The sequence below is a fragment of the Pseudomonas sp. MUP55 genome (genome assembly GCF_034043515.1).
Taxonomy (GTDB): Bacteria; Pseudomonadota; Gammaproteobacteria; order Pseudomonadales; family Pseudomonadaceae; genus Aquipseudomonas.
The window spans coordinates 4,160,027-4,186,023 of the sequence record NZ_CP138214.1 but is presented as its reverse complement, the minus strand read 5'-3'; the positions used below and the strand labels follow the sequence as shown (position 1 = coordinate 4,186,023).

The following is a 25,997-nucleotide window of genomic DNA, read 5'->3' as shown; positions in this document are numbered from 1 at the left end:
GCGTGCAGCGTTTTTTCGACTTTACCTGTACGAAAAAAAGAGTAGAGTGGCGCGCCTTCCGTTCTGTCCCACAGTGCTTTATGAAGTTTCGCTCAGTATCACCTTCTGTTACCGACACGCCCCAATCTGTTACCGCGCCCAAGCGTTTCTCTTTGAAAGTCGCCTTGTGGCTCCTCGACAGCCCGCGCCTGGGGCAGAGTACCAACATCAAGCACTTGGCTGGCCGTCTGCTCAAGCAGCCTGCCCGCGAGGGTGTGGTGGCCGCGCAGAGCCGCCTGGGCCAGTTGATGTGCCGTGAATGCGGAAGTGCCCGCGACCGGCGTATCGGCCACGACCTGCTGCGTTCAGCGGCCCGCGCCGGCGACCGTCTCGCCCAGCGTGAACTGGGCCAGGTCGAAGACTGAGCTGTCCTCCCGTGCCTTGCTTGGTTAACCTTGCTGTTTTTTGGTGATGGCAGAAATGGCTATGGTTTTCGACTGGACCAGTGTCGCCTTGGGGTTTGCTGGGGCAGCGCTGCCGTTATTGGCGTTGTGCTGGCAGATTCAACGGCGGCTGACCGCGCGCACCACCGGCTGGGAGTTGCTGGAAGAGCGCCTGGCGATCGCGCAACTGGCCCAGGAAGGGCTTGGCGCCCAACTGGACGCCAGCCGCGACGAGATCAGCGATCTGAGCCAGGCCAATGCCGCCAAGCAGGCCGACCTGGCCGCCGTGCGCCGTGAAGTCGAGCTGTTGCAGATCGACCGCGACAACGCCCGCGACGCCGCCCACGCCTGGAACCTGGATCGCAGCGCCAAGGAAACCGAGCTGCGCCGGCTTGACGCCCTGGCCGCGGCCTTGCGCGCCGAGCTGCGCGAACAGCAGGACAGCCATCAGCAGCGCCTCGCCGACCTGCAAGGTTCCCGCGATGAACTGCGCGCCCAGTTTGCCGAACTGGCCGGGAAGATCTTCGATGAGCGCGAGCAACGCTTTGCCGAAACCAGCCAGGAGCGCCTGGGCCAGCTTCTGGACCCACTCAAGGAACGCATCCAGTCCTTCGAAAAACGCGTTGAAGAGAGTTACCAGAACGAAGCCCGCGAACGCTTCTCCCTGGCCAAGGAGCTTGAGCGCCTGCAGCAACTGAACCTGCGCCTGTCGGACGAAGCCACCAACCTGACCCGTGCCCTCAAAGGCCAGAAAACCCAGGGCAACTGGGGCGAGCTGATCCTCGAGCGGGTACTGGAACATGCGGGCCTTGAGAAGGGGCGCGAGTACCAGACCCAGGTCAGCCTCAAAGGCCCGGACGGCGAACGCTTCCAGCCGGACGTGCTGATCATGTTGCCGGGCGACAAGCAGGTGGTGGTGGACTCCAAGGTCAGCCTGACTGCTTATCAGCAGTACGTCGCGGCGGATGACGAGGTGATTGGCCAGGCGGCGTTGAAGCAGCATGTACTGTCCCTGCGCAATCACGTCAAAGGCTTGGCCGGCAAGGATTACAAGCGCCTGGAAGGTTTGCACAGCCTGGATTTCGTGCTGCTGTTCGTGCCGATTGAAGCGGCGTTTTCCGCAGCGCTGCAAGCCGAGCCAAACCTGTTTCAGGAAGCTTTCGACCGGCATATCGTGATCGTCAGCCCCACCACCTTGCTGGCTACCCTGCGGGTGATCGACAGCCTGTGGAAGCAGGAGCGCCAGAGCCAGAACGCCCGGGAGATCGCCGAGCGCGCCGGCTGGCTGTACGACAAGTTCGTGCTGTTTATCCAGGATCTCGATGAAGTGGGCAATCGCCTGCAACAGTTGGATAAGGCCTACAGCGCAGCGCGCAACAAGCTTACGGATGGACGCGGCAATCTGGTCAGTCGCACCGAGCAGCTACGCCTGCTTGGCGCCCGTGCGAGCAAAAGCCTGCCGGCGGATTTGCTGGAGCGCGCGATGACAGATTCGGATGGCGTGGCGCATTCTCCTGAGTAATGTACAGTCCGAAATGTGGGAGGGGGCTTGCCCCCGATAGCGGTGTAACAGTCAGCGATTTTTTAACTGACAGACCGCCATCGGGGGCAAGCCCCCTCCCACATTTTTACCGAGTACATTCTCTCTACAGAGGCAGATGTCTGCTCAACAGCGCCCGCAATGCTGCAGGCTTCACGGGCTTGGCCAGGTAATCCAGCCCTGCTGCATGTACCTCCGCGACTCTTTCCGGGCGCCCATCGGCGCTGATCACCACGCCGGGAATCGGCTCGGCCAGTTGCGCCCGCAGCCAGCCCATCAACTCAGTGCCGGTCTCGCCGTTGTCCAGGTGATAATCCACCAGCGCTACGTGCGGGCGCATGCCTTCAGCGAGCAGGGCCGCGCACTGGGCCTGGCCGGTAGCGGTCCACACTTGGCAACCCCAGCGCGTGAGCAGGCTGCGCATGCCGATGAGGATACTTTCTTCGTTATCCACGCATAACACCTGCGCGCCGCTCAGCGGCAAGCCGTTTTCCTGGGGCGCCGGGTGCTGCGGGCTTGCCTGATTGCGCGCCAGCGGCACACGCACGCTGAACACGCTGCCCTTGCCCGGCCATGAGCGCACGCTCAGGCGATGGCCGAGTACGCGACACAGGCCGTCGGCAATCGCCAGGCCCAGGCCCAGGCCCTTTTCGGCGCGGGTCTGGTGGCTGTCCAGGCGCTTGAACTCTTCGAAAATCACTTTCTGTTTATCCAGCGGGATGCCGGGGCCTCGGTCCCACACTTCCAGGCACAGTTCGCCCTTGCGACGACGTACGCCCAGCAGCACCGGACCGTCGGCATAGCGGAAGGCATTGGTGAGGAAATTCTGCAGGATGCGCCGTAACAACTTGATGTCGCTGTCCACCCGCAGGCGACTGCCGCGCAAGCGGAAACGCAAGCCTTGCTCATGGGCCAGGGCCTTGAATTCGGCGCCCAGGGTGTCGAAGAGCTCGTTGAGTGCGAAAGGCTGGCGTTGTGGGTTGATCTTGCCGTTTTCCAGGCGCGAGATGTCCAGCAAGTCGCTGATCAAATCCTCGGCAGAGCGCAGCGAACTGTCCAGATGCTGCACCAGTTGCCGAGCCTCGGCAGAGAGGCCTTCCTGCTGGTGGGAAAGGGCGGCGGAGAACAGGCGTGCGGCGTTCAGCGGTTGCATCAGGTCATGGCTGACGGCTGCCAGAAAGCGGGTCTTCGACTGGCTGGCAGTTTCGGCCACGCCCTTGGCCTCGGTCAGCGCGACGTTGAGCTGCGACAGTTCATGGGTGCGCTCGGTCACTCGCTGTTCCAGGCCTTCGTTGGCCTCGGTCAGCGCTTGTTCGGCTTCGCGATACGCGGTGATGTCGGTGAAGCTCATGACAAAACCGCCGCCGGGCATCGGGTTGCCAATCAATTCGATCACGCGTCCATTGGGGAACAAGCGCTCGGAGGTATGTGCACGGCCCTGGCGCATCCAGTGCAGGCGTCGCGCCACATGCACTTGCGCCTCGCCTGGGCCACACAGGCCGCGCTCGGCGTTGTAACGGATGATGTCGGCAATCGGCCGGCCAACGCTGATCAGGCCGTCGGGGTAGTTGAACAGCTCCAGATAGCGCCGGTTCCACGCCACCAGCTTGAGCGACTGATCCACCACACTGATGCCCTGGGTGATGTTCTCGATCGCCCCTTGCAGCAGGGCGCGGTTGAACTGCAGCACCTCGGATGCCTCGTCGGCGATCCGTACGACATCCTCCAGCTGCATGTCGCGCCCTTCAATCGCCGCTTTCACCACGGCCCGCGTCGAGGACGCGCCGAGCACGCCGGCCAGCAAGCGCTCGGTGTGGGCGATCCAGTCGTTGTCGGCATTCTGGTTGGGGTTGAAGCCCTTGCCTTGGCGATAAGCGAAGCGGATGAAGCTCTGCTGGGCGCGTTCTTCGCCCACAAAGCGTGCAGACAGGCTGAGCAGATCACTGATCTGTACCGACAACATGGAACGGGCGCTGGCGCGCTGGCTGATCTCCTGGCCGATAAAGCGGCCGGCCTGCCAATGTTCGGACACCCGTGTACGCGACAGCATCGACACCCACACGAACAAAGTGAAATTCCCGGCCAGCGACACCACGGTGCCCAAGGTCAACGAGGTTACAGAAAGTCCGAACGGGTGGGAGTGCATCCAGGTCAGGCCGGGGAAAAGGCTCAGCGACCAACCCAGGCTTTTCGCGGTAACCGGTAGGACCAGGGTGTAGAACCACAGGAATGTACCGGCCGCCAGCCCCGCAAATACGCCACGTCGGTTGGCCTGTTTCCAATAGAGCGCGCCGAGCATTGCCGGTGCGAGCTGGGTCACGGCGGCAAAGGCGATCTGGCCGATGGTTGCCAGGCTCGCGGTGGAGCCCAGCAGTCGGTAGCTCACATAGGCCAGCAGCAGGATGATCACGATGCTCACCCGGCGCACCGACAGCATCCAGTGGCGGAACACTTCAAAGGGCCGCTCGGCGCTGGAGCGGCGCAGCAGCCATGGCAGCAGCATGTCGTTGGAGACCATGGTCGACAAGGCAATGCTGGCCACGATCACCATGCCGGTGGCCGCCGAGGCACCGCCAATGAAGGCCAGTACGGCGAGGGCCGGATGGGCTTCGGCCATCGGCAGGCTGATCACGTAGGAGTCCGGCAGCACCGAAGCGGGCAATAGCATCTTGCCGCCCAGGGCGATGGGGATCACGAACAGTGCGGCCAGGATCAGATAAGCCGGGAATACCCACTTGGCCAGGCGCAAGTCCTGTGGGTCGATATTCTCCACCACCGTCACATGAAATTGCCGGGGCAGGCAGATGATCGCCATCATCGCAACACCGGTCTGCACCACCATCGACGGCCAGTTGACGGTTTCTGTCCAGTATTCCTCCAGGCGCGGCGCGAGCATCGCCTGGCTGAGCAGGTCGCCGAAACCGTCGTACAGCCCGTAGGTCACAAACGCCCCGACCGCCAGAAATGCGAACAGCTTGACCAGGGATTCGAAGGCAATCGCCAGCACCATGCCGCGGTGGTGTTCGGTGGCGTCGAGGTTGCGGGTACCGAACACAATGGTGAACAGCGCCAGCACCAGCGACACGATCAGCGCGGTGTCCTGGGCCCGGGTGCCCGTGGTGTCGGGGCCGGAGCCGATCAGCAGGTTCACGCCCAGCACGATGCCTTTGAGCTGCAAGGCGATATAAGGCAATACGCCAACCAGGCAGATCAACGCGACCACCACGGCCAGGGTCTGGGATTTGCCGTAGCGGGCGGCGATGAAGTCGGCGATGGAGGTGATGTTTTCCTGCTTGCTGATCAGAATCATCTTCTGCAGCACCCAGGGCGCCAGCACCAGCAACAGCACCGGGCCCAGGTAGATCGGTAAAAATGCCCACAGCTGTTCGGCCGCCTGGCCTACCGCGCCGAAGAAAGTCCAACTGGTGCAATACACGGCCAGCGACAAGCTATACACCCACGCACGCATCCGTGGCGGCAGCGGCGCATGGCGACGGTCACCGTAAAAGGCGATGGCAAACATAATGGCCATATAGGCCAGGGCAACGGCGGCGATCAGCCCGCTGGACAGCGTCATGGTAACTCCGAGCATAAGAACACCGGGCATTCCGGGCCCGGTTGGACAGTCTCGCATGATGCTTGGGGTTAGTCAGTGTCGACCAAGGTCGCGTGAGGGCGAATGTCGCAGGCGTGCTCAGCGAGGCGGAAGGGTTTTCTGGCGCAGGATGTAGATGGTTACCAGTATGGCGCTGGTCAGCATGAAGCCTCGTGCCCAGGGCAGCGGCACCAGGTAGCAGGAGAGTGCGATGCTCAGCCACATCAAGCCGATGGCGTAGACCTTGCCTTTGAGCGGGATGCCATTACCGTCCAGGTAGTCGCGGATCCAGGGGCCCAGGCGCGGATGTTCCACCAGCCAGTGGTAGAAGCGCGGGGAGCTTCGCGCGAAGCAGGCAGCCGCCAGCAGGAGAAAGGGTGTAGTCGGCAATACCGGCAGGAAAATGCCGATAACCCCCAGCGCTACGCTCAGCCAGCCGACGGCCAGCAGCGCGTAACGCAGGAGTGGCGAGCGGGTGCCCATGGGGTCCACGGGCAAGCGACTCAGTGGTGGCGTGGCTTGAGGATCGCCGGTTTCTCGTCAGGCGCGTTGCACAGCAGGTACAGCGCGGTGAGGGCTTCGGGGATCTGCACGATCATATCGTCCATCAGGTTGGCGTCGGCGGCGATATCGGAAAACTCCGGCTGGTCGTCGAACAGGCCTGAACCGACCATGATCGGCAGCAGCATTTCGCTGACTTCTTCTTCGGCGGTTTCGAACCAGGCGGCTTCGCGCAGGAACACGCCTTCCATGAAGCCGATGCACCAGCCGCGCAGGTCGGAATCGTCCGGATCTTCGCCCAGGTCCAGCTCGCAAGGCAGCTCGAATTCCTCGTCGGAGGCCAGTTGGCGACCGATGTGGGCCTTGAGGGCCAGCAGGGTGGCTTCGATTTCTTCGCGCTGAGCGGCGTCGGCGTAGTGAGGCTCTTCAGCGAACAGCGCATCGATCCATTCACGCTCGGGCACCTCTTCGGAGCAGATCGACAGCGCGGTCAGGTAGCCGTGGGCGGCCACGTAGTCCAGCGCCTCGTCATGCAGCTCATCGGCGTCGAGGAAGGCTTGCAGGCGGGTTAGTTGCTCAGCGAAGGACATTGAAGGACTACCTTGGGAATAAACGATGCTGAATTCTAGGCTTTCTTGAGCGCCCAGGCCAGCCGCAGTGCATTTTTGCAAGGTTTTAGACGGCGGCGGTCTATTCGTCAGTCGCGCCCTTTGCCGGTGAACGCTCGGGTATACTGCCGCGTTTTGTGATGCCCCTGCAGGCCATGCAGCAATCCGGGAAAACTTCGCTTACGGATTATTTTCCATGAAAGCGGTTTTTTTCGGCCAGCCTGTACAGAGGGATTTCAGCACCATTTTGGAGTTTTACATGCTCGAGCAGGCTCAACGCGTCCTCAAGGACATCTTCGGCTACGACAGTTTTCGTGGCCGCCAGGGTGCGATCATTGAGCGCGTGGCCAGTGGCGGCGATGCCCTGGTCCTGATGCCTACCGGTGGCGGCAAGTCGTTGTGCTTCCAGGTGCCGGCGCTGTTGCGCAATGGCCTGGCCGTGGTGGTGTCGCCGCTGATCGCATTGATGGACGATCAGGTCGCCACCCTGGAAGAGCTCGGCGTCGCTGCCGCTTCCCTGAATTCCACCCTCAGCGCCGAGCAGCAGCGCGACCTGGCGGCGCGGATCAAGCGCGGCGAAGTGAAGATGCTCTACCTGGCGCCGGAAAGGCTGGTGCAGCCACGTATGCTGGCGTTCCTGCAGAGCCTGGAAATTGCCCTCTTCGCCATCGACGAAGCTCACTGTGTGTCTCAGTGGGGCCACGATTTCCGCCGCGAATACCTGCAACTCGGTCAACTGGCGGAGCTGTTTCCCGACGTGCCGCGTATTGCCCTGACCGCCACCGCCGACAAGCGGACCCGCGAGGAAATCGTCGAGCGTCTGCACTTGCAGAATGCCGAGCGTTTCCTGTCGAGCTTTGACCGACCGAATATCTTCTACCGCATCGTGCCCAAGGAACAGCCGCGCAAGCAGTTGCTGGCGTTCCTGTCCGAGCGCCGCAGCGATGCGGGTATCGTCTATTGCCTGTCACGCAAGAAGGTCGATGAAGTTGCCGCGTTCCTCTGTGAGCAGGGTTACCCGGCGCTGCCTTATCACGCCGGTTTGCCCAACGAAACACGCTCGGCCCATCAGAAGCGCTTCCTCAACGAGGAAGGCCTGATCATGGTGGCGACCATCGCCTTCGGCATGGGCATCGACAAATCCAACGTGCGCTTCGTGGCGCACATGGACCTGCCCAAGTCCCTCGAGGCCTATTACCAGGAAACCGGCCGCGCCGGTCGTGACGGCCTGCCGGCGGATGCGTGGATGGTCTACGGCCTGCAAGACGTGGTGATGCTCAAGCAGATGCTGCAGAACTCCGAAGGCGACGAGCGCCACAAGCGTCTGGAGCAGCACAAACTCGACGCCATGCTCTCGCTGTGTGAAGAGACCCGCTGCCGTCGCCAGACGCTGCTGGCGTATTTCGATGAAGACATGCCGCAACCGTGCGGTCATTGCGATAACTGCACCGACGGCGTGCAGACCTGGGACGCTACCGAGCCGGCGCGTCAGGCGTTGTCGACGATCTACCGCACCGGTCAGCGCTATGGCGTGGGCCATCTGGTGGATGTGCTGCTGGGCAAGGACAACGAAAAAGTCCGCAGCTTCGGCCACGAAAAACTCTCCGTCTACGGCGTCGGCAAGGCCCGCGCCGAGGGCGAATGGCGTTCACTGTTCCGCCAGATGGTCGCGCGCGGGCTGGTGGACATCGATATCGAAGGCTTCGGCGGCCTGCGTCTGAACGACAGCTGCCGGCCCTTGCTCAAGGGCGAAGTCAGCCTGGAGCTGCGCCGCGACCTCAAACCGCAGACCACCGCCAAGAGCAGCACCAGCCAGGCCAGCCAGCTGGTGCGTGGCGAGGAGCGCGAACAGTGGGAAGCCTTGCGTACCCTGCGCCGCAACCTGGCGCAGGAACACAGTGTGCCGCCCTACGTCATCTTTCCCGACTCGACCTTGCTGGAGATGCTTCGCGAGCAACCCACCACCATGGCCGAGATGGCCAGGGTCAGCGGCGTGGGGGCGCGCAAGCTGGAGCGTTATGGCCAGGCCTTCCTCGAAGTGCTCGGTGGCCAGGCCGAAGCGCCCAGGGAAGTCGCCGATATTCGCCACGAACTGATCAGCCTGGCCCGTGCCGGCATGACCCCGCTGCAGATCGCCGGCCAGCTGCAGTGCTCGGAAAAGAACGTCTACACGTTGCTCGCCGAAGCCATCGGCAAGCAGCAGTTGTCGTTGGAGCAGGCCCTTGATTTGCCTGAGGATCTGCTCGGCGAGATCCAGGACGCTTTTCTCGACGGGGAAGGCGAATTGCCACCTGTCGCGGAGATCGCGCCACTGTTTACCGGGCGTGTTCCCGAGGGCGTCTTGTACTGCGTTCGTGCCGCTTTGCAGTCTGAATTCGAGATTTAGTGTGCCAATTACGACAATGTAACGAATCAGTCCATGCCGGGCCTTGCCTACGGGCAGGGCTCATGCTTAGCTGACTAATAATTAGCCACACTTTATTTTCAGTCTAAAACATGAGTTTTTTATGCCGTTAACCGATCAACACCGCTTTGGCATGCAGTTGGCGCAGATGTCCCGTGGTTGGCGCGCCGAGCTGGACCGCCGTTTGGCGGGGCTGGGGTTGTCCCAGGCGCGGTGGCTGGTGCTGTTGCACCTGGCCCGTTTTACCGAAGCACCTACGCAACGTGAACTGGCACAGAGTGTCGGGGTAGAAGGGCCGACCCTGGCGCGTCTGCTCGACAGCCTGGAAGGCCAGGGCCTGGTGCAACGCCAGGCGGTAGTGGAAGACCGCCGTGCCAAACGTATCCTGCTGTGTGACAGCGCCAGGCCTCTTATTGACCAGATCGAGACCATCGCCACGGCGTTGCGTCACGAACTGTTCGTGGGCGTGGACGAAGAGGATCTGCGGGTGTGCATGCGCGTGCACGGGCATATTTTGGCGAATCTGGAAAAGTCCTGATTCCAGGTCCATTGAAGATCAAAAGGTGGGAGGGGGCTTGCCCCCGATAGCGGTGTATCAGTCAAAAATGCTCCAACTGAACCACCGCCATCGGGGGCAAGCCCCCTCCCACATTTGTTTTGTGTTGTGTCAGAAGGTCTGGCCCAGGTTCAGGTACACCGCCTTCTGGTTGTCATCATTGAATCCATAGCTGAAATTCAGCGGGCCCAGTGGCGTATCAAAGCCGAGGAAAATACTCGCCGCGTTGATATACCCGCTGTCGAACTGATTGTCGTTGTTCCATGCCCGGCCGCGCTCCACCGAGGCGCCCAGGTATAAGGGGAAATCCAGCGGCAGGTAGGAGCGTGGTGTGAGGCGGCGGTAGTACACGGCGCGCATCAGGCTGACGTTCTGGCCCGAGATCGCATCTTCGCGAAAGCCCGACAATTGTCGCGCGCCACCCAGCAGGAAGCTGGAGATCACCACATCGGATTTATCCAGGGTGCGGCCGTAGCGTCCGCCCAGGATCAGGGTGTCGGGGCCGCGGCTCATGGCTTTGTCCAGCTTGAATTCCCATTGGCGGTAGCGCTGGTCAGAACCCAGCCCCGGTTCGAACTCACGGAAGGCCAGGGCGATGTCTTCGCCGGTGTGCGGGAAATACACGTTGTCGAAAGAATCGAACGAGTATTTCAGCTCATAGAAGCCCTCGCTGAAGCTCACGCTCGGCAGGTCGCGATCGCCAATGCGCACGTCCGCCTTGCCCCAGGCTTCACCCACGCCGAAGCGGATTTCGCCGCTGTTGCCGATTTGCCGTCCGACGTTCAAGCCGAAACCGTAGCGCTCCAGCCGATATTCCGAGATGGGGTCGTTGTCCAGGATGAGCTCGACGTTCTGCGCCTGAGCGCTGATATAGGGCGCGACAAAGTAGCGCGAGCCCGTATCCATGGGTTGGTAGAACTCGCTGTACAGCTCCTGGCGATCGCCGATCTGTACCCGCGTCAGCCATTCGGCGCCGAGGCGGTTGATACCGTTCACCCGATAGCTGGCGCCCAGGTTGAAGGCGCTGTCGCCGCGCATGTCATCCGACAGGTTCAAGCCCAGGCGCAGGTAGTCGGTGCCGCTGCGTTTGCCTCGCGCACTGATGACCAGAGTGTTGTTCTTGGCCTTTTTCACCACGCGGTATTGCACCTGCTCGAAATAGTCGAGGCCGTACAGCGTGCCCATGTCCGATTGCAGGCGGCCGAGGTTGAGCGGTTCGCCCAACTCCTGGCGGATGTAGTAGCGGATCACGTCGTCGCTGACTTTGGAGTCGTTTTCCACCTCGATGGCGGTAATGACCGGGGTGCGCTCGCCTGGCGTGCGGGCGGCGGTCAGTTGCGGGTCTACCGGTTCGGCGGGGCGCAAGTGCGCCAGGCGCAGGTCGAGGGCACGCGTGGCGCGGTAGCCGGCATCGATCATGTCCTTGGCGCGTCCGAAATCCGTCACGCCGTAGGCCGCCAGGGGCGGTTGGATCAACACGTCCTTGGGGTGCAAGGCCTTGAGTTGCTCCTCGGAGTTACGCCGCGTCATCAAGGTGATGGACTGGTTAAGCACATCAACCACCGTCGCCAATTGCTTGCGTGAGCGTAGCGGCGTGCCGATGTCCACCACGATGGCGATGTCCACGCCCATTTCTCGTGCCAGGTCCAGCGGGATGTTGTCGGTCATGCCGCCGTCCACCAGCAGGCGCCCGTCCAGCTCCACCGGAGCGAATACCGCCGGGATCGACATGCTGGCGCGTATCACCTGGGGCAGGTGGCCCTTGCTGAACACGACTTTTTCGCCGGTGGTGATGTCGGTGGCCACGGCCCGGAATGGAATCGGCAGCTTGTCGAAATTACGCGTATTGCTGCTGTGGGCGAACATGCTTTCCAGCAGCAACGCCAGGTTCTGGCCCTGGATCACGCCCAGCGGCAGGCCGAGGCTGCCGTCGTCGCGAAAGCTCAGTTTCTGTTTGACCAGGAAGTCGCGGTCATCCTGCTTGCGCCTGAACGGCACGTCTTCCCGAGGCGGGGCGTCGGACAAGGCCTGTTGCCAGTCGATATTGAGCGCGAGTTTTTCCAGCTCATCGATCTTGTAGCCCGAGGCGTACAACCCGCCGATCACCGCGCCCATGCTGGTGCCCGCAATCGCGTCGACCTGGATGCCTTGTTCTTCCAGCGCCTTGAGCACACCAATATGCGCCAGGCCACGTGCGGCGCCCCCAGACAACACCAGGCCAATTTTAGGCCGCGGGCTTTCGGCGGCATCGGCGAGCAGGGGCAGCAGGCAGAGGAACAGGCAGGACAGCAGGCGGCGCATCATGAGTTTCTCGAGGCTGGTCGATAAAGGCCGGTATTATAGCCACTCGATCCAACGAAGCCGTCACGCAGGAGCCTTTCACCTTATGTCCGCACATAAACCCGAGATCGTGATCACCTATTGCACCCAGTGTCAGTGGCTGTTGCGTGCTGCGTGGCTGGCACAGGAGCTGTTGAGTACGTTTGCCGACGATCTGGGGAAAGTGTCCCTGGCACCATCAACCGGCGGCGCGTTTCGCATCACCTGCGACGATGTGCAGATCTGGGAGCGCAAGGCCGATGGTGGCTTCCCGGAGGCCAAGGTGCTCAAGCAGCGCGTGCGTGATCAGATCGATCCGCAGCGCGACCTGGGGCACAACGACCGCGCCCAGTGAAGTCAGGCCGCCGCCGGCTGCTTGGCCTGGCTGGCGCCGCCCATCAGACCGGACAGCACGATGGCGACGATGATCAGCGCGCCGCCCAGCAGCATGCGCAAGGTCGGGGTTTCGGCAAACAGCAGCCAGGCCACCGTGATGCCATAGACCGGTTCCATGGCGAACACCACTGACGCGGTGCGCGCCTTGATCACTGCGAGGCTGGCGACAAACAGGCTATGGGCCAGGCCGGTACAGAACACCCCGAGCAGGCCGATCCACAGCCAGTCCAGCGCGCGCACATCGGCCAGGCCCGGCGCGGCCACGGGCAACAGGCAGGCCGCAACCACCAGGTTCTGGCACAGCGCGGCCTGTACGGCGGGAATTCGCCCGGAGCTGGCGCGGTTATTCAGCGACAACAGGGAGAACAGCAGCCCGGACGCAATCCCCCATAACAGGCCACCGGTGGCTTCGCTGGCCAGGTTGAAGTCCGGGGTGACCAGCACCAGCCCTACGGTGACCAACGCCACCAGTAGCACTTCATTGGCGCGAATGCGCTCGCGGAAAATCAGCCCTTCGAGGATCACCGTAAACGCTGGAAAGGCGGTAAACCCCAAGGTCGCGACCGCCACGCCGGCCACTTTTACCGCAATAAAGAAAGTCACCCAATGCGCCGCCAGCAGCACACCGCTGACGAGCAAGCGGCGCCAGTCACGCCACTCGAGCCGCTTCCATGGCGCATGGCTGGCAAAGCGGGCAAACGCCGCCAGGGCAATCACCGCAAACGCAGCGCGCCCAAAGACGATGATGGCGGGGGAGGCGGCCGCCAGCTTGCCGAATACGCCAGTGAGACCAAACATCAATGCGCCGATATGCAGGGCGCCGAGGGCTGAGCGGGGAGTCATGGCGATCCTTGAGCCTGGGGGTAACGGATCGCAGTCTACAACGCATGGCGACGCGTGCGCTGTCATCAGACTGACGCGCGGCTGTCACCGACTATTAATCGCCAGGGCGCAAGCTCGCGAAAACAGCGTCGAGGGACACCCATGACCCGTGCCGAATTCGCCAAGCCCAGCCGCAAGCAACGGGTGCGTACCCTGTGGATTTCCGACGTGCACCTGGGCACCCGGGACTGTCAGGCCGAGCACTTGTCGCACTTTCTCAAGGGCTACCATGCCGACAAGGTGTATCTGGTCGGCGACATTATCGATGGCTGGAAAATGCGCGGCGGCATGTATTGGCCGCAAGCCCACACCAACGTGATCCGTCGCCTGCTGACCATGGCCAAGCGCGGCACGGAGGTGATTTATGTCACCGGTAACCATGACGAGTTTCTGAGGCGCTATTCCAAGCTGATCCTGGGCAATATCCAGCTGGTGGACGAGGCCGTGCATGTCACCGCCGACGGGCGCCATTTGCTGGTGATTCATGGCGACCAGTTTGACGTAATCACCCGCTATCACCGCTGGCTCGCCTTCCTGGGCGACTCGGCCTACGAATTCACCCTCACCTTGAACCGCTGGCTCAATCACTGGCGAGCGCGCTATGGCTACGGTTATTGGTCGCTGTCGGCGTACTTGAAACACAAGGTGAAAACCGCCGTGAGTTTTATCAGCGATTTCGAAGAAGCCATCGCCCATGAGGTAACCAAGCGTGAGTTGCACGGGGTGGTGTGCGGGCATATCCACCATGCCGAGATCCGCAAGGTGGGTGAGGTGGATTACCTCAACTGCGGCGATTGGGTGGAGTCGTGCACGGCCTTGATCGAGCACTGGGATGGGCATATCGAGTTGTATCGGTTGGCGGATGCGCAGGCTAGGCAAGCGCAGCTGCAGGCCGAGGGGGTCCCCGTCTAGAGATCAGCTCAATCCAAATGTGGGAGGGGGCTTGCCCCCGATGGCGGTGTATCAGCTGGAAATAGGCTGGCTGACACACCGCTATCGGGGGCAAGCCCCCTCCCACATTGAGTACCGGTTTAGTTGCAGACGTCGGCGATGGCCTCGGCAAGCAGCGTCAAGCGTGTGGCATCGACCCCCGCCACGTTGGCCCGTCCCGAACTGACCATGTACACACTGTGTTTCTCACGCAGTTGCTTGACCTGCTCGGCACTCAAGCCGGTATAGGAAAACATCCCACGCTGCGTCCCGATGTGCGCAAACCGCTCAGCCAGGCCGTGGGGCGTCAGTGCTTCCACCAGCCCGGCACGCAACTGGGCGATGCGCGAACGCATGGCTTCGACTTCGTCGCTCCACTGCTTTTTCAGCTCGGCATCGCCCAGGATGGTCGCGACCACGGCAGCGCCATGGTCCGGCGGCGTCGACCACAAATTGCGTGCGATATTGGCCAGTTGGCTGCGCACATCCACAAGCTTTTGCGCATCCGCCGCGCACACGATCAAGGCGCCAACGCGGTCGCGGTACAAACCGAAGTTTTTCGAGCATGAACTGGTGATCAACACTTCCGGCAGTTCGGCGGCGAACAGGCGTACCGCCCAGGCATCCTGCTCCAGGCCGTCGCCAAAGCCCTGATAGGCAAAGTCGATCAGCGGCAGCAATTGGCGCTCGCGCACGATCTGCAGCACCTGGCGCCAGTCATCCTGCGACAGGTCGAACCCGGTGGGGTTGTGGCAGCAAGCGTGAAGCAGGACCACGTCGCCCTTGGGCACGCTGGACAGTGTGGCCAGCATCGCCGCCACATCCAGGCGGTTGTCGCTGCCCACGTAAGGGTAGTGACTGACCTTGAGCCCGGCTTTGGCGAAAATGGTTTCGTGGATCGGCCAGGTCGGGTCGCTCAGCCACACGCCACGGCCGGGCAGGCTGTGGGCGATGAAGTCGGCTGTCAGGCGCAGTGCACCGGTGCCGCCCGGCGTCTGGGTGGCACCGGCGCGGTGCTCGCCGAGCAAGGCCGAATCGGCGCCGAGCACCAGTTGGCTGATCAGTGCGCCGAACGCTGCGTCACCGTGACCGCCGATGTAGGTCTTGGTGGTCTGGCTGTCGACCAGACGCTGCTCGGCTAGCTTGACCGAGTGCGGAATCGGCGTCAGGCCCTGGTCGTCCTTGTAGGCGCCCACACCCAGGTCGAACTTGTTCGGGTTGGCATCCTGGGCGTACAGGTCCATCAACCCGAGGATCGGATCGCCGGGCACGCGGCCAATCGCATCGAAGTGCATTACTTGCGACCCTCGGCGCTCTTGGCCACTTCATCGGTGCGTGCGGCCATGATGAAGTCGTTGCGGTGCAGGCCCTTGATGGAGTGGCTCCACCAGGTCACGGTGACTTTGCCCCATTCGGTGAGCAGGCCAGGGTGATGGCCTTCGGCTTCGGAGATTTCACCCACGGCGTTGGTGAAGGCCAGGGCGAACTTGAAATTCTTGAACAGGAAAACCTTTTCCAACTGCATCACGCCGTCGCGGACTTCGATGTTCCAGTCCGGGATCTGTTTAATCAGCACCGGCAGTTCTTCATCGCTGACTTGCGGGGCGTCGGCGCGGCAGGCTTCGCAATGGGCTTGGTTCAAGGTGGTCATGAAGGTGTCCTGAATTCGAATGATTGAAGGTCAGTGGCGTCACCCTAAAGCAACGCGCGGCCAGGGAACAGACTCACCTGGCGTTAAAATGCAAGGTTCACGCGCTTTGGGTTTTGGAGGCTGCTTTTGGGGTAAAGAGCGGCGCATGCAGGCCCAGCTGCATGCCGCGCTCGACCATGCCCATGATGTCTTCCTGTGCCACATCGAACAGGCGCTTGAGCTCGGGCAGCACGAAGTACAACGGCTGCAGGATGTCGATGCGATAGGGGGTGCGCATCGCTTCCAGCGGGTCGAAGGCCTGGTGTTCGGGCTCGTCCGACAGGCAATACACGCTTTCCTTGGGCGACGACAGAATACCGCCACCGTAGATGCGTCGACCTTCGGGCGTGTCCACCAGGCCAAATTCGATGGTCATCCAGTACAGGCGCGCCAGGTACACCCGTTGCTCCTTGGTGGCCGCCAGGCCGAGCTTGCCGTAGGTGTGGGTGAATTCGGCGAACCAGGGGTTGGTCAACAGTGGGCAGTGACCGAAGATTTCGTGAAAGATATCCGGCTCTTGCAGGTAGTCCAGTTCTTCACGGGTACGAATAAAGGTCGCCACCGGAAACTGCTTGCTGGCGAGCAATTCGAAGAAGGTCTGGAAGGGAATCAGTGCCGGCACGCGGGCAACTTGCCAGCCAGTGGTCTCGGCCAAGACTTTGTTGATCTCGCCCAGCTGTGGGATGCGATCCAGCGGCAGGCCAAGCTTGTCGATGCCGTCCAGGTATTCCTGGCAGGCACGGCCCTCGATCACTTTCAACTGGCGCGTGATCAGGGTGTTCCACACCGCGTGTTCTTCCGGTGGGTAGTGAATAAAACCTTGCGCATCGGGCTCGCGGGCCACGTAGTGCGTCTGCTTCATACGGCTCTCCTGCTAGGCATTCGTTCTTGTTATGTCCTGCGATGTCTCTATTGATAACCCGTGCAGGGCAGGTTTCCACCGGCCTCGAAGACCTTTAGGTAGGAAAAATTACCGGATTTCGTAAACTATTCGTTACGGATGGGGCGCGCTGCGTTGCATTGGGCTGGGAAAAGCTCACGGGCTGTCACATAATCTTGACGAATATCTACGCCCAGCGGCAAAAAGACGCGGCGCCTATCCACTTTTCGAGCCTTTTCATGCGTATCAAAGTGCATTGCCAGAACCGCATCGGCATCCTGCGGGACATCCTCAACCTGCTGGTGGAGTACGGCGTGAACGTCGCCAAGGGCGAGGTCGGCGGTGAGCATGGCAATGCCATCTACCTGTTCTGCCCGAACCTGGTGAACATGCAGTTCCAGGCGTTGCGCCCGCAGTTCGAGGCGATCGCCGGGGTATTTGGCGTGAAAAGGGTAGGGCTGATGCCCAGCGAGCGTCGACATATGGAACTCAATGCGCTGCTCGGTGCCCTGGAGTTTCCCGTGCTGTCCATCGACATGGGCGGCTCCATCGTTGCGGCCAACCGTGCGGCGGCGCAGCTGCTCGGCGTGCGGGTGGACGAAGTGCCGGGAATTCCGTTGTCGCGCTACGCCGAAGACTTCGACTTGCCGGAACTGGTGCGCGCCAGCAAGTCGCGGATCAATGGCCTGCGGGTCAAGGTCAAGGGCGACGTGTTCCTGGCGGACATCGCGCCACTGCAATCTTCCGAGCACGACGACAGCGAAGCCATGGCCGGCGCGGTGCTGACCCTGCACCGCGCCGACCGGGTGGGCGAGCGCATCTACAACGTGCGCAAGCAGGAACTGCGCGGCTTCGACAGCATTTTCCAGAGTTCCAGGGTGATGGCCGCCGTGGTGCGCGAGGCCCGGCGCATGGCGCCGTTGGATGCGCCGCTATTAATAGAAGGCGAAACCGGTACCGGCAAAGAACTGCTGGCCCGTGCCTGCCACCTTGCCAGCCCGCGTGGTCAGTCGCCTTTGATGGCGCTCAACTGCGCGGGCTTGCCTGAGTCAATGGCCGAGACCGAACTGTTTGGCTACGGCCCCGGCGCGTTCGAAGGCGCGCGGGCCGAAGGCAAGCTCGGGCTGCTGGAACTGACCGCCGGCGGTACGTTGTTTCTCGATGGCGTTGGGGAAATGAGTGCGCGCCTGCAGGTAAAACTGCTGCGCTTTTTGCAGGACGGCTGCTTTCGTCGTGTGGGCAGCGATGAGGAGGTGTACCTCGACGTGCGGGTGATCTGTGCGACCCAGGTGGATTTGTCCGAGCTCTGCGCCCGCGGCGAATTTCGCCAGGACCTGTATCACCGCTTGAACGTGCTGTCGCTGCACATCCCGCCGCTGCGCGAATGCCTTGACGGCCTGGCGCCCCTGGTCGAGCACTTCCTCGACCAGGCCAGCCGGCAGATCGGTTGCCCCCTGCCCAAGTTGGCGCCGGCCGCGATGGACAAGCTCAGCCATTATCACTGGCCGGGTAATGTGCGGCAGTTGGAGAATGTGCTGTTCCAGGCGGTTTCGCTGTGCGAAGGCGGGACGGTCAAGCTTGAGCATATTCGCTTGCCGGATTACGGCGTGCGCCAGCCCCTTGGCGATTTCTCGTTGGAGGGCGGCCTGGAGGAAATTGTCGGGCGGTTCGAGAAGGCTGTTCTGGAAGCGTTGTATGCCGAGCACCCCAGCAGTCGGCAATTGGGCAAGCGCCTGGAGGTATCCCACACCACCATTGCCAACAAACTGCGCGACTACGAAATCCTCAAGACCGCCAAATAACAACCGGCGCAACTTGGTCAAAACTGTGGGAGGGGGCTTTCCCCAATGCCAGTCAGTTAAGAAGCAGCAGAAGCGAGAAGCATCTGTGGCGAGGGAGCTTGCTCCCGCCGGGCCGCGAAGCGGCCCCAAACAATGGGCCTGCTGCGCAGTCCAGCGGGAGCAAGCTCCCTCGCCACAGGTTTGGTGTTCGCGTTAACTGACTGGCATTAGGGCTTGCCCCCCGATAGCGGTGTATCAGCCACACACTTATGGACTGACCCACCGCCATCGGGGGCAAGCCCCCTCCCACATTTGATTTGCGTCACTTCTATGGCTGATCGTTCCCACGCTCCCGCGTGGGAATGCAGCCCATGACGCTCTGCGTCGCCAGTGCGCAGCGGTTGGCCGGACGCGGAGCGTCCCAGGAGGCATTCCCACGCGGAGCGTAGGAACGATCAATCAAGCTTGCCCCCTTTCCACATTTGATTTGCGTCGCCTACAAGACCGAGGCTTGCCGTTAGCGGCAGTAGTCCGCCGTTTTTTCGACTCTCATCCACGCTCGCAATCTGGGGTCGCCCCCGCAAACCCCCGTCCCGCCTGGACTTCGTCCGCTTTTGAAAAGTTGGTTCGCAAATTGCTTAAGCCTCCTCAGTACAGCGGTGGGCGGCAAGCGTCCGTCAGAAAGAGGATAGAGCGTGGACAAGTACCTTTATGTGGCAATGACCGGCGCCAGCCAGAATGCTCTGGCGCAGAAGGCCCATGCCAACAATCTGGCGAACATTTCCACCAACGGTTTCCAGCGCGACCTGGAGCAGGCGCGGTCGATGCCGGTGTTCGGTGACAGCTTTCCGGCGCGGGCCTTTGCCCTGACCGAACGGCCGGCCACCGACTTCACGCCGGGCGCGATGATCGAAACCGGTCGTGACCTGGACGTGGCCGTCAGCGGCGACGGCTGGATGGCGGTGCAAACCCCGGACGGCAGCGAAGCCTACGTGCGCAGCGCCAGCATGAACGTGGATGCGCTGGGCGTGCTGCGGGCCGGCAACGGTATGCCGATCATGGGCAACGGCGGTCCGATTGCCGTGCCGCCCCAGCAGAAGATCGAAGTGGGCGCCGACGGCACCATCAGCATCCGTGCCATGGGCGAAGGCCCGCGGGTGATGGCGGAAGTGGACCGCATCAAGATGGTCCAGCCCGACCTCAAGAACATGACCAAAGGCTTGGACGGCACCATCCACACCAAGGATGGCCAGCCGGCCCAGGCCGACGCGAACGTCAAGCTGACCTCGGGCTTCCTGCAGGCGAGCAACGTCAACGCCGTGGAGGAAATGACCGCGGTACTGGCGCTTTCCAAGCAGTTCGAGCTGCACGTCAAGATGATGAACAGCGCTAAAGAAGACGATCAGGCCATGACTCGCGTCATGCAGATGAGCTAATTGCCTTAGTTGGCTTTTACATAAACAGCGCAGCACGGTGCCGACAAACAGGCACACGAAGGAGAACAGCATGCTTCCGGCTCTATGGGTTGCCAAGACAGGCCTGTCCGCCCAGGACACCAACCTGACGACCATTTCCAACAACCTGGCGAACGTGTCGACCACGGGTTTCAAACGTGATCGCGCCGAGTTCCAGGACTTGCTCTATCAGATCAAGCGTCAGCCAGGCGCCCAGTCGACCCAGGACAGCGAACTGCCGTCGGGCCTGCAACTGGGTACCGGTGTGCAGATCGTCGGCACCCAGAAAAACTTCAGCGCCGGTAACCTGCAGCAGACCGGTCAGCCGCTGGACATGGCGATCAACGGCCGTGGCTTCTTCCAGATCCTGCAACCGGATGGGACCACCTCCTACACCCGTGACGGTACCTTCCACTTGGATTCCAACGGCCAGATCGTGACCGCCAACGGTTTCGCCCTGGAGCCGGCTGTCGTGGTTCCGGCAGACGCCAAGACCTTCACCGTCGGCAACGACGGCACCGTGTCGATCACCGTGGCCGGCAACCCCGCGTCGCAAGTGATCGGCAACCTGCAAACCGCCGACTTCATCAACCCGGCCGGCCTGCAGGCCATGGGCAACAACCTGTTCCTGGAAACCGCCTCCAGTGGCGCGCCGCAAATCGGCACCCCTGGCCTGAACGGTTTCGGCACCACGCTGCAAAGCACCCTGGAAACGTCCAACGTCAGCACGGTCGAGGAGATGGTCAACATGATCACCACTCAACGCGCCTACGAGATGAACTCCAAGGTGATCTCCACCGCCGACCAGATGCTTTCGTTCGTAACGCAGAATCTGTAATCAGTCTATGGGGCGCCCTTGAAAGCGCCTGCAACACCGTGAGGTAAGGGTCATGAATCGCTTTGTTTCTGTTTTGGCACTGGGTGGGATCGCCGTACTTGCGGGCTGCGTCGCCCCGACGCCGAAGCCCAATGACCCGTACTACGCGCCGGTGTTGCCACGCACGCCGTTGCCGGCGGCGGCCAACAATGGCTCGATCTACCAGGCCGGTTTCGAGCAGAACCTGTACAGCGACCGCAAGGCGTTCCGGGTCGGTGACATCATCACCATCACCCTGAACGAGAAGACCCAGGCCAGCAAGAACGCCAACTCGCAGATCGGCAAGACCAGCAAGACCGGTATCGGCCTGACGTCGCTGTTCGGCGGCGGCGTGAACACCAATAACCCGTTTGGCGATGGTGACCTGAGCCTCAATGCCGGCTACAGCGGCGACCGCGCCACCAACGGCAAGAGTGCGGCAGGGCAGGGCAACAGCCTGACCGGCTCGATCACCGTGACCGTGGCCGACGTGCTGCCCAACGGCATCATCGCCGTGCGCGGGGAAAAGTGGATGACCCTCAACACCGGCGACGAGCTGGTGCGCATTGCCGGCATGGTGCGTGCCGATGACATTTCCACCGATAACACCGTGCCGTCGACGCGGATTGCCGATGCGCGGATTACCTACTCGGGTACGGGTTCGTTTGCTGATGCAAGCCAGCCGGGCTGGTTTGACCGTTTCTTCCTTAGCCCGCTGTTCCCTTTCTAGGTGGCCACTTTGAACTTCAAGCAGCTGATGGCGGCGGCATTGTTGCTGTGCCTGAGCGCCGTCGCCCAGGCCGAGCGCCTGAAAGACATCGCCAGCATTTCCGGCGTGCGCACCAACCAGTTGATCGGCTATGGCCTGGTGGTGGGGCTCAATGGCACGGGTGACCAGACCACCCAGACCCCGTTCACCCTGCAAACCTTCAATAACATGCTGTCCCAGTTCGGCATCAAGGTACCGCCAGGGTCGGGCAACGTGCAGTTGAAGAACGTCGCGGCGGTGTCGATCAGCGCCGATTTGCCGGCGTTCGCCAAGCCGGGGCAGGTGGTGGACATCACCGTGTCGTCCATGGGTAACTCCAAGAGCCTGCGTGGCGGTACGTTGCTGATGACGCCGCTCAAAGGTATCGACGGCAACGTCTACGCCATCGCCCAGGGCAACCTGGTGGTGGGCGGGTTCGACGCCGAGGGCCGTGACGGTTCGAAGATCACCGTCAACGTGCCGTCGGCCGGCCGCATTCCCGGTGGCGCCACGGTTGAACGCACCGTGCCGAGCGGTTTCAACCAGGGCAACAGCCTGACCCTGAACCTTAACCGCTCCGACTTCACCACCGCCAAGCGCGTGGTCGACAAAATCAACGACATGCTCGGCCCAGGCGTGGCCCAGGCCATCGATGGCGGTTCGGTGCGGGTGACCGCGCCGTTGGACCCGGGCCAGCGCGTCGACTACCTGTCGATCCTGGAAAACCTGGAAGTGGACCCCGGCCAGGCAGTGGCCAAAGTCATCATCAATTCGCGCACCGGCACCATCGTGATCGGCCAGAACGTCAAGGTTTCGCCGGCGGCGGTGACCCACGGCAGCCTGACGGTGACCATCACCGAAGACCCGATTGTCAGCCAGCCTGGGCCACTGTCAAACGGCCAGACGGCGGTCGTGCCGCGCTCGCGGGTCAATGCCCAGCAAGAAGCCAAGCCAATGTTCAAGTTCGGCCCCGGTACCACCCTGGACGAGATTGTCCGCGCGGTGAACCAGGTGGGTGCGGCCCCCGGCGACTTGATGGCGATCCTCGAAGCCCTGAAACAGGCCGGCGCCTTGCAAGCCGACCTGATTGTGATCTGAGGCCATGGTCATGGACATGCGCAAGAGCGGGATCAGCAGCACGGCGGATTCGGGGTCCTACTCGGACCTGAATCGGCTTAATCAGCTCAAGGTCGGCGCCGACAAGAACAGCGACGGCAACATGCGCAAAGTGGCGCAGGAGTTCGAGTCGTTGTTCCTCAGCGAGATGCTCAAGTCCATGCGTTCGGCCACCGAAGCGCTGGGCAAGGACAACCCGATGAACACCCCGGCGGCCAAGCAGTATCAGGAAATGTACGATCAGCAACTGGCGGTGTCGATGTCCCGCGAGGGCGGTGGCATCGGCCTGGCCGACGTACTGATGCGCCAGATGCAGAAGAACAAACCGGTGGACGCCCAGGCGGCCACCTTGCAGGGGCCGGCAGCCGAGGCGCCGGCGAAGAAAGCCGACGTGCCGACGGAAATTGCCGCCGGCACCCAGGCGCAAGGTCCGCTGGGTCGCACCAATGGCCAGCGCCCGTTGTGGGCTTACCGCGTGGCGGTGCCCGAAGGCGCCAGTGCGCATGCCAACGATATGGAGCTGATGAACCAGCGCCGTATCGCCTTGCCAAGCAAACTGACCGACCGCCTGCTGGCCGGCATTGTGCCAAGCACGCCGGTCGCCGCCCAAACCCAAAGCGCGCCGCTGCGCAACAGTGCCGCCGACGACAATGTGGTCAATAGCACCGCGCGCAGCGTTGCGGTGCCGAGCGGGCGCATGCAGGTCTACGGCCGTGCCATCGCCCAGCCACCGCTGGCCCCGGCGAAAAAGGCGTTCAGCTCGCAGGATGAATTTGTCGCCACCATGCTGCCGATGGCCAAGGCTGCGGCCGAGCGTATTGGTATCGATCCGAAGTACCTGGTGGCCCAGGCCGCCCTGGAAACCGGGTGGGGTAAATCGGTAATGCGCGCCGAAGACGGCAGCAGCAGCCACAACCTGTTCGGCATCAAGGCCGGCCAGAGCTGGCAGGGCGGCCAGGCGCGTGCGATCACCAGCGAGTTTCGCGACGGCGCGATGGTCAAGGAGACGGCGCAGTTCCGCTCCTACAGCTCCTATCAAGACAGCTTCCATGACCTCGTGACCCTGCTGCAAAGCAATGATCGCTATAAAGAAGTTGTGAAATCAGCCGACAACCCGGAACGCTTTGTGCGCGAGTTGCAAAAAGCCGGTTACGCCACCGACCCGGATTACGCCAGCAAGATTTCGCAGATCGCAAAAAACATGAACAGTTACCAGAACTACGCTGCCGCTGGCGCAACCACACATTTATAAGGTCTGAACCATGAGTTTGCTCAGTATCGGGATGTCAGGGCTCAATGCCGCTCAAGGATCGTTGTCGGTCTTGAGTAATAACATCGCCAACGCCAACACCTCGGGTTATTCGCGTCAGCAGACCACGCAGAATGCCAACGCCAACAACCCGTACGGCGGTGTGTACATCGGCAGCGGCACGACCCTGGCGGACGTGCGCCGGGTGTATAACGAGTTCCTTGATGCCGCTTACCAGAACAGCACGGCGCTGAGTAACGATGCCAAGGCTTATGCCAGCCAGGCCAGCGCCATCGACAAGACCCTGTCGGACAAGACCACGGGCATGTCGTCGGTACTCAGTGCGTTCTTCTCCGCTGTGCAGACTGCGGCGGCCAACCCCAGTGACGTGTCGGCCCGGCAAGTGCTGCTGACAGGTGCCCAGACCCTGAGCAACCGTTTCAACTCGATTTCCAGCCAGTTGAACGAACAAAAACAGTCGATCAACGGCCAGTTGGGCACCATGAGCGATCAGGTCAACCAGTTGACCTCCTCGATTGCCTCGCTCAACAAGCAGATCACCCTGGCTCAAGGCTCCAGCAGCAGCGCCCCGGCCAACCTGCTGGACGCACGTAACGAAGCGGTGCGTTCGCTCAATGAGCTGGTCGGCGTGACCACCAGCGAAAAAAACGGCGTGTTCAGCGTCAGCACCGGCACCGGTCAATCCCTGGTGTTGGGGGATCAGTCAAACACCATTTCGGCGGTACCGAGCAACAGCGACCCCAGCCAGTACACCATTCAGCTCAATGCCGGCGGCGGTACCGCGATCGACCTGGGCAATGTGCTCAGTGGCGGCAGCATCGGCGGCCTGTTGCGTTATCGCAGCGATGCGCTGATGCCGGCCATCAATGATTTGGGGCGAATCGCCCTGGCGACCGCCGACACCGTCAACAGCCAACTGGGCCAGGGCCTGGACCTGAACGGTGACTTCGGTTCGTCGCTGTTCAAGGACATCAACAGTGCCGCCGCCATTGCCCAGCGCAGTCAGGGCGCGATGGGCAACAGCACCGGCTCCGGCAACCTGAACGTAAGCATCAGCGACACCAGCAAGTTGTCGACCTACGACTACAAAGTGACCTTCAGCAGCGCCAATAACTACACGGTCGTGCGTTCCGATGGCAAGGCCATGGGCGCATTCGACACCAACACCGCGCCGCCACCGGTGATCGACGGCTTCACGCTGGCCCTGGATGGCAAGGGCCCGATCGCCGCAGGCGACAGTTTCAAAGTCAGCCCAACCGCCACTGGCGCGGCCAACATCGGCACGGCGCTGACCGACGCCAATAAAATCGCGTTCGCCGGGCCATTGCTGGGCGAGGGCAGCAAGACCAACCAGGGCACCGGTACCTTTACTCCGCCGACCCTGACGGTGCCGATCGATATCCATGGCGGCGCCAATACCGCGCAACTGCGTACCGGGATTGAACACTCGATGCCGGTCAAGATGGTGTTCGGCAAGCCCGCGGCTGACGGCACCCAGGGCTACACGCTCAACGATGCCCAGGGCAACCCGATCGGCACCGGCACCATCGTTCCGGGCCAGGGCAACAAGATCACCGTCGATGTGCCGATGCGTGACGCCAACGGCGCAGTGCTGGTTCCGGCCAAGAGCTTCAAGTTCGATACCACAGTCGGCGGTTCGCCAGCTGACGGTGACAGCACCACGTTTTCCTTCAATGCCTCGGGCAAATCGGATAACCGTAATGCCCTGGCCCTGCTCGACCTGCAGACCAAGGCCACGGTCGGCCTGTCCGACGGCAGTGGTGGCGGGGTGAGCCTGGTGACTGCCAACAGCCGCCTGGTCTCGACCGTGGGCGCCAAGGCCGCTTCGGCCAATACCGACACCACGGCCACCGGTGCCTTGCTCAAGGCCAACCAGGATGCGCGCAACTCGGTGTCCCAGGTCAATCTGGATGAAGAGGCGGGCAACATGATCAAGTTCCAGCAGTACTACACCGCGTCGTCGCAGATCATCAAGGCTGCGCAAGAAACCTTCAGCACGCTGATCAATAGTCTTTAAGGGAGCCTGGG

At 62.1% G+C, this 25,997-nt stretch carries 21 protein-coding genes; 13 read left to right on the top strand and 8 right to left on the bottom strand.

The genetic code is table 11. From position 1 onward, the window contains the following. Nucleotides 1–80: 80 nt before the first annotated feature. A complete protein-coding gene (locus SC318_RS18750; RefSeq protein WP_320427998.1) occupies nt 81–404 on the top strand; it encodes an SEL1-like repeat protein in 324 nt (107 codons plus the stop codon). A 175-nt stretch (nt 405–579) separates the two neighbouring features. Then, complete coding sequence (gene rmuC, locus SC318_RS18745; protein ID WP_320431263.1) at nt 580–1,944, top strand: DNA recombination protein RmuC; 1,365 nt, start codon at nt 580–582, stop codon at nt 1,942–1,944. A 124-nt stretch (nt 1,945–2,068) separates the two neighbouring features. Here the strand turns inward: rmuC and SC318_RS18740 are convergent, their stop codons facing one another. The 3 genes from SC318_RS18740 to SC318_RS18730 form a co-directional block, all read right to left on the bottom strand. Further along, entirely contained in the window at nt 2,069–5,539 is a 3,471-nt protein-coding gene (locus SC318_RS18740) for a hybrid sensor histidine kinase/response regulator (RefSeq protein WP_320427997.1), read from the bottom strand. 117 nt (nt 5,540–5,656) lie between these two features. Next, a complete protein-coding gene (locus SC318_RS18735; protein WP_320427996.1) occupies nt 5,657–6,040 on the bottom strand; it encodes a YbaN family protein in 384 nt (127 codons plus the stop codon). A 20-nt stretch (nt 6,041–6,060) separates the two neighbouring features. Beyond that, the gene (locus SC318_RS18730) at nt 6,061–6,648 is read right to left on the bottom strand and encodes a UPF0149 family protein (protein ID WP_320427995.1); all 588 of its coding nucleotides are present in this window, start codon (nt 6,646–6,648) and stop codon (nt 6,061–6,063) included. Between the two features lie 277 nt (nt 6,649–6,925). Between SC318_RS18730 and recQ the strand changes: the two genes are divergently transcribed. Beyond that, nucleotides 6,926–9,052 carry a DNA helicase RecQ gene (gene recQ, locus SC318_RS18725; protein WP_320427994.1) on the top strand — a complete coding sequence of 709 codons (2,127 nt, stop codon included), beginning with the start codon at nt 6,926–6,928 and terminating at the stop codon, nt 9,050–9,052. A gap of 121 nt (nt 9,053–9,173) precedes the next feature. After that, nucleotides 9,174–9,608, top strand: a complete 435-nt coding sequence (locus SC318_RS18720; RefSeq protein ID WP_320427993.1) for a MarR family transcriptional regulator — start codon at nt 9,174–9,176, stop codon at nt 9,606–9,608. Nucleotides 9,609–9,737: 129 nt separating this feature from the next. Here the strand turns inward: SC318_RS18720 and SC318_RS18715 are convergent, their stop codons facing one another. Further along, nucleotides 9,738–11,927 (bottom strand): patatin-like phospholipase family protein, encoded by a 2,190-nt coding sequence (locus SC318_RS18715; RefSeq protein WP_320431262.1) that lies wholly within the window; start codon nt 11,925–11,927, stop codon nt 9,738–9,740. 85 nt (nt 11,928–12,012) lie between these two features. Between SC318_RS18715 and SC318_RS18710 the strand changes: the two genes are divergently transcribed. Continuing rightward, complete coding sequence (locus SC318_RS18710; RefSeq protein ID WP_320427992.1) at nt 12,013–12,300, top strand: Rdx family protein; 288 nt, start codon at nt 12,013–12,015, stop codon at nt 12,298–12,300. A 2-nt stretch (nt 12,301–12,302) separates the two neighbouring features. Here SC318_RS18710 and SC318_RS18705 read toward each other — a convergent pair whose 3' ends face one another. Then, nucleotides 12,303–13,184 (bottom strand): DMT family transporter, encoded by an 882-nt coding sequence (locus SC318_RS18705; RefSeq protein WP_320427991.1) that lies wholly within the window; start codon nt 13,182–13,184, stop codon nt 12,303–12,305. Nucleotides 13,185–13,325: 141 nt separating this feature from the next. Between SC318_RS18705 and SC318_RS18700 the strand changes: the two genes are divergently transcribed. Further along, nucleotides 13,326–14,135, top strand: coding sequence for a UDP-2,3-diacylglucosamine diphosphatase (locus SC318_RS18700; protein ID WP_320427990.1), 810 nt, complete (start codon nt 13,326–13,328; stop codon nt 14,133–14,135). A gap of 119 nt (nt 14,136–14,254) precedes the next feature. Here SC318_RS18700 and SC318_RS18695 read toward each other — a convergent pair whose 3' ends face one another. The 3 genes from SC318_RS18695 to phhA form a co-directional block, all read right to left on the bottom strand. Next, the gene (locus tag SC318_RS18695) at nt 14,255–15,448 is read right to left on the bottom strand and encodes an amino acid aminotransferase (RefSeq protein WP_320427989.1); all 1,194 of its coding nucleotides are present in this window, start codon (nt 15,446–15,448) and stop codon (nt 14,255–14,257) included. After that, nucleotides 15,448–15,804, bottom strand: coding sequence for a 4a-hydroxytetrahydrobiopterin dehydratase (locus SC318_RS18690; RefSeq protein ID WP_213547755.1), 357 nt, complete (start codon nt 15,802–15,804; stop codon nt 15,448–15,450). The genes SC318_RS18695 and SC318_RS18690 overlap by 1 nt, the downstream gene beginning before the upstream one ends. Nucleotides 15,805–15,901: 97 nt before the next feature. Then, the gene (phhA, locus tag SC318_RS18685; protein WP_320427988.1) at nt 15,902–16,705 is read right to left on the bottom strand and encodes a phenylalanine 4-monooxygenase; all 804 of its coding nucleotides are present in this window, start codon (nt 16,703–16,705) and stop codon (nt 15,902–15,904) included. 257 nt (nt 16,706–16,962) lie between these two features. Between phhA and SC318_RS18680 the strand changes: the two genes are divergently transcribed. From SC318_RS18680 to flgK, 7 genes are all read left to right on the top strand, one after another. Next, the gene (locus SC318_RS18680; protein ID WP_320427987.1) at nt 16,963–18,525 is read left to right on the top strand and encodes a sigma-54-dependent transcriptional regulator; all 1,563 of its coding nucleotides are present in this window, start codon (nt 16,963–16,965) and stop codon (nt 18,523–18,525) included. Nucleotides 18,526–19,199: 674 nt separating this feature from the next. Next, nucleotides 19,200–19,940: a flagellar basal-body rod protein FlgF gene (locus SC318_RS18675; protein WP_306494011.1), complete on the top strand. Its 741-nt coding sequence runs from the start codon at nt 19,200–19,202 to the stop codon at nt 19,938–19,940. A 70-nt stretch (nt 19,941–20,010) separates the two neighbouring features. After that, on the top strand, nt 20,011–20,796 hold the full coding sequence (gene flgG, locus SC318_RS18670) for a flagellar basal-body rod protein FlgG (RefSeq protein WP_057721328.1): 786 nt from the start codon (nt 20,011–20,013) through the stop codon (nt 20,794–20,796). 52 nt (nt 20,797–20,848) lie between these two features. Then, complete coding sequence (gene flgH / locus SC318_RS18665; protein ID WP_320427986.1) at nt 20,849–21,544, top strand: flagellar basal body L-ring protein FlgH; 696 nt, start codon at nt 20,849–20,851, stop codon at nt 21,542–21,544. A gap of 27 nt (nt 21,545–21,571) precedes the next feature. Then, nucleotides 21,572–22,660 (top strand): flagellar basal body P-ring protein FlgI, encoded by a 1,089-nt coding sequence (locus SC318_RS18660; protein WP_320431261.1) that lies wholly within the window; start codon nt 21,572–21,574, stop codon nt 22,658–22,660. Between the two features lie 4 nt (nt 22,661–22,664). Continuing rightward, on the top strand, nt 22,665–23,930 hold the full coding sequence (gene flgJ, locus SC318_RS18655) for a flagellar assembly peptidoglycan hydrolase FlgJ (protein ID WP_320427985.1): 1,266 nt from the start codon (nt 22,665–22,667) through the stop codon (nt 23,928–23,930). A gap of 10 nt (nt 23,931–23,940) precedes the next feature. Further along, complete coding sequence (gene flgK, locus SC318_RS18650; protein ID WP_320427984.1) at nt 23,941–25,986, top strand: flagellar hook-associated protein FlgK; 2,046 nt, start codon at nt 23,941–23,943, stop codon at nt 25,984–25,986. Nucleotides 25,987–25,997: the final 11 nt, after the last annotated feature.